The sequence below is a fragment of the Comamonas guangdongensis genome (assembly GCF_041079535.1).
GTDB classification, from domain to species: Bacteria; Pseudomonadota; Gammaproteobacteria; order Burkholderiales; family Burkholderiaceae_C; genus Comamonas; species Comamonas guangdongensis.
Genome location: NZ_JBFYGN010000056.1, coordinates 1 through 3,848 on the forward strand (window position 1 = coordinate 1; position 3,848 = coordinate 3,848).

The window sequence follows — 3,848 nt, forward strand, 5'->3', positions numbered from 1 at the left end:
TGAGCGTGTGTAAGCAGCTTTGAATCCACAAAGAAAAAGGCCTGCCAGAGTGATCTGACAGGCCTTTTTTAATAGCTACTGGCGCTTGACGGGCATGAGTTTGATGCAGTTTTCGAGCATTTCGATGGGCAAGGCCGGTGATAGGACAGAAGGCGGCATTCGCCAGCGCAAAATCTGATGAAATCGATGGCGCGCGGTAGGCCGTCATTCACATGCGCTTGATCGCAAATTAGCCCCAAGGAATAGCTTGATGTCGCACCCATACGAGATCGAAACCGAACATCTGCGCCTGCGCCAATGGCGGCCTGCCGATTACCCCGTCTTTGCGCAAATGGGCCAGGATGCCGAGGTCATGCGCTATTTTCCGGCGAAGCTCAGCCGCCAAGAGAGCGACGCCATGGCCCAGCGTTGCCATGATCTCATCGCGCAACGCGGTTGGGGCATGTGGGCGGCAGAGGAAAAAGCCACGGGAGACTTCATCGGGTTTATTGGCCTGCATATTCCGGCCGCTGAGCTGCCGTTCTCGCCCTGTGTCGAGATCGGCTGGCGGCTGGCGAGAGCCGCATGGGGTAGAGGTCTGGCGACAGAAGGCGCAAGCGCCGCACTCACATTTGCGTTCGAGCAACTGTCCTTGCCCGAGGTCGTTTCCTTTACAGTTGCTGGGCAACACACGTTCGGAGCGCGTCATGCAAAGGCTGGGCATGCAGCGGGACGCATGCACTTTCCAGCACCCAGCCCTTCCAGAGAACCACCCCTTGCGGGAGCACTGCCTGTACCGCATATGCGCGGGCGCTGGCCATCGTTGAGCCGGATTCCTGAACCGCGCCCGGCGGCAATCGACCCGTGGCCACCTGAGGCGCGAAAATAAGGCGCATAGTGGAGCGGTGGATGCCTAGGAGCCGATGACATGAAGTGGGATATTCCGTTTCGTGACCGTGTGGAGGCGGGTCAGGCGCTGGCCGCTGCGTTGGCGGCGTGGCATGGGCAAGCCGATGTGCTGGTGCTGGCCTTGCCACGGGGCGGCGTGCCGGTCGCCTATGAGATTGCCAGCGCACTGGCCCTGCGGCTGGATTTGATGCTGGTGCGCAAACTAGGCACGCCCGGACATAAGGAGATGGCGATGGGCGCCATTGCCAGCGGCGGCGTGCAGGTGTTGAACGACGATGTCATCCGTCACCTGAACATTTCCCCCGCAGCCATCGACGCGGCCGTGCAGGAGGAAACTCTGGAGCTGCGGCGCCGTGACCAGGCCTATCGGGGCCAACGCCCCGCGCCAGCCGTGGCCGGACAAAGCGTGATACTGGTCGATGACGGACTGGCGACCGGCGCCACCATGCGCGCGGCGATCGCGGCGGTACGCCAGCAGGCGCCCGCGCGCATCGTGGTCGCCGTACCGGTCGCGCCTGCGGAGACGCTGACGATGCTGCGCCCTCTGGCCGATCAACTGATCTGCCCGTTCACCCCCGAACCCTTCTTTGCCATTGGCCAGTGCTACCGCGATTTCGCCCAGACCTCGGATCAGGAGGTGAATACCTTGCTGGGCCAGGCCTGGCGGAGGGAGCAGGGCGATGCCGCGCAATAGCCCTGTGCTCAGTCGCCGGAACCGGGCGTGATCGCGTATGGCGCTTCTGTCTGCAAGGCAAAGGCCTGAGTCTTGGCTAGACATGCACCTAGTCAGGGCTCGTGGCGGATTCGCAGCGTATGTTAGCCAAGTATTGAAGACTGCAACCGACCCGAATGCATCATTCGCGTGAAGACGACGAATGCCCGTTCGCAAAGCGGTTTGAGAGACTCACGGCCCGTTGCTATGATCGCTACGGATCAGTAGCCAACTCCACAGTTCCGATTCATGTTTCCGGCTGTGCGTCCCCGGACGCTGGGGACGTTTCAGGTCTGCCCGGCCTGAACACCTCCACCCGATTGCGTCCCGCACTTTTGCCTTGATACAGGGCTCGATCCGCTGCGCTGTACATCGCGTCAAGTGAGGCCCCCGGAGCGATCTCCACGACACCGGCGCTAAAGGTGATGCGTACCTCGGAGCCATCAGGTGTGTGGATGGACTGCTGTGCGATTATGTTGAGCAGCCGCCGCAGGACCTCGCTGGCATTCTGGGCATCTGTGTCCGGCAGCAGCACTGCAAACTCTTCGCCGCCGACGCGGCCTATCAAGTCGCTGGCGCGCAGCGTTGCTCTACAACAGCGGGCAAACATTTGCAGCACCTGGTCGCCTACGGTGTGCCCATGCCGGTCATTGATCGCCTTAAAGTGGTCCACGTCCAATAACGCCAGGCTCACGGGCTGGCAATCGCGCCGCGCCCTGGCCAGTTCGCGCTCGGACTGTTCCATGAAGTGCCGTCGGTTGCCGAGCTGGGTAAGGGCGTCCTTGCTGGGCAGCTCGGTCAACTGGTGAATAAGGTCCTTTCGCTCCTCGAACAGGGCGAACAGCGTGAGCGAGAACAACACGGCCGTCCCCACGAAGAAGCTGACGTAGAACAACCGCTCGGGCACCGGCAGGTGTGACATGAAGCCGTCACCACGAACTGCCAGCCACACGACCATCATCGTCATCAGCGCATTGGCCACCGTGACCGCTCTGAGGCCTCGTTCCAGCGCGATCCAGACGAGCAGTGCGTAGCCCAGGGCCAGCAAAAGCACTGGACTTGACGGCAGATCGGAACGCGCCAGCAGCAGCACGACTGCGGTTCCGGCGGCGAGACCGAGCAACTCGATCCATCGCAGGGGAGGCGCCTTGTGTTTCGCCGGCCCCAGCCAAGCCAGCACCAGCGGCGCAACCAGCAGTTGTCCTACGCAATTCCCTGTCCACCAGTGCATCCAAGCGGGAAGCGCGAGGTCCAGCGACAGCAGGGGCTTCTGGATGCCCTGAATCCACCACGAGCCTCCGAGTAGGTCTGCAATGTGTGCGGGAATCATGCCGTGTGCCAGAAGGATGAGCACACCGCCTGTTGCGCTGATCGGCTGCATAATAAAAAAGGTCATGCACGCGAACAGACCGACGTCGCGCAGTCGATCGAACCCCAGTGACAGTCGCCAACGATGGAACAGGTAGCCGCCGAGCACCGCTTCGAATGCATTGAAAAAGCCGATGCCCAGCCCTCCCAGGACGGAGGGCCCCGACCAGTACGACAGCAGCGTCTGTCCGAGCAGAATCCCCGGCGCGACACGCGCGCCGTACCGAATGGCGAACGCCAGGGCCACTCCTTCGGGAACGAAAATCACGCTGGTGACGTTGCCGTGCTCGACGGACCCAGCGAATGTGAGGCGGCCCAGAACCACATACAGAAAGAGCAGTAGCCCATTGAGTGCGAGCGCCCGAGAACTGATCGTCATTCCCGCCCCCGCTTATTCACATCATTGATCAATTTGTCAGATTAGGAGGTAAGCGCCTGTCGGCCTGTTCGGACCTATGGCGAGAGATCGGGATTCTCAAGTCCCCATTTACTGAGGGCTTGTGCATAGTTCATCAACACGCTCCATGGACTTCACACTCTCTTACCCCATCAGGCAATAGTCTCCGGTTCCGATCTGCCGGAACTCATAGTCTCCAACCCTCGGTGCGCCCGCAGTTGAAAGGGTAACGGAGATTTTTGTCTTCGCAATAAATATCAAAATATACCCGGCCTACAAGCAACTCATGTGGCTCTAGCATTCGCCGGCTCCTTTGAGCAGTCCGTGGGAAACCAAAAATACTATATCAGGGTAATGTGAGTGATCCCGAGAGCCCGCTTATGGCCGATCTGCGACCGTCGCAACACGACTGTGGATTCAACTGGTCAATGCAACACAATGACCGCCTCTGGCGGAAGGAGTGTTGGCATGAAGCGAAGACCG

The 3,848-nt window shown here is 60.6% G+C and carries 3 protein-coding genes and 1 pseudogene; 2 read left to right on the forward strand and 2 right to left on the reverse strand.

Going from position 1 to position 3,848, the window contains the following annotated elements:
- Positions 1–208: hypothetical protein (locus tag AB6724_RS21670; RefSeq protein ID WP_369340606.1), on the reverse strand; the 208-nt coding region annotated here is incomplete at its 3' end.
- 42 nt (positions 209–250) lie between these two features.
- On the opposite strand from AB6724_RS21670, the pseudogene AB6724_RS21675 reads away from it, so the two are divergent.
- A pseudogene (locus AB6724_RS21675) lies at positions 251–806 on the forward strand (GNAT family N-acetyltransferase).
- A 101-nt stretch (positions 807–907) separates the two neighbouring features.
- Positions 908–1,582 carry a phosphoribosyltransferase gene (locus tag AB6724_RS21680; RefSeq protein WP_369340607.1) on the forward strand — a complete coding sequence of 225 codons (675 nt, stop codon included), beginning with the start codon at positions 908–910 and terminating at the stop codon, positions 1,580–1,582.
- 265 nt (positions 1,583–1,847) lie between these two features.
- On the opposite strand, the gene AB6724_RS21685 is transcribed toward AB6724_RS21680, so the two are convergent.
- Positions 1,848–3,347: a sensor domain-containing diguanylate cyclase gene (locus AB6724_RS21685; RefSeq protein ID WP_369340608.1), complete on the reverse strand. Its 1,500-nt coding sequence runs from the start codon at positions 3,345–3,347 to the stop codon at positions 1,848–1,850.
- Between the last annotated feature and the right edge of the window lie 501 nt (positions 3,348–3,848).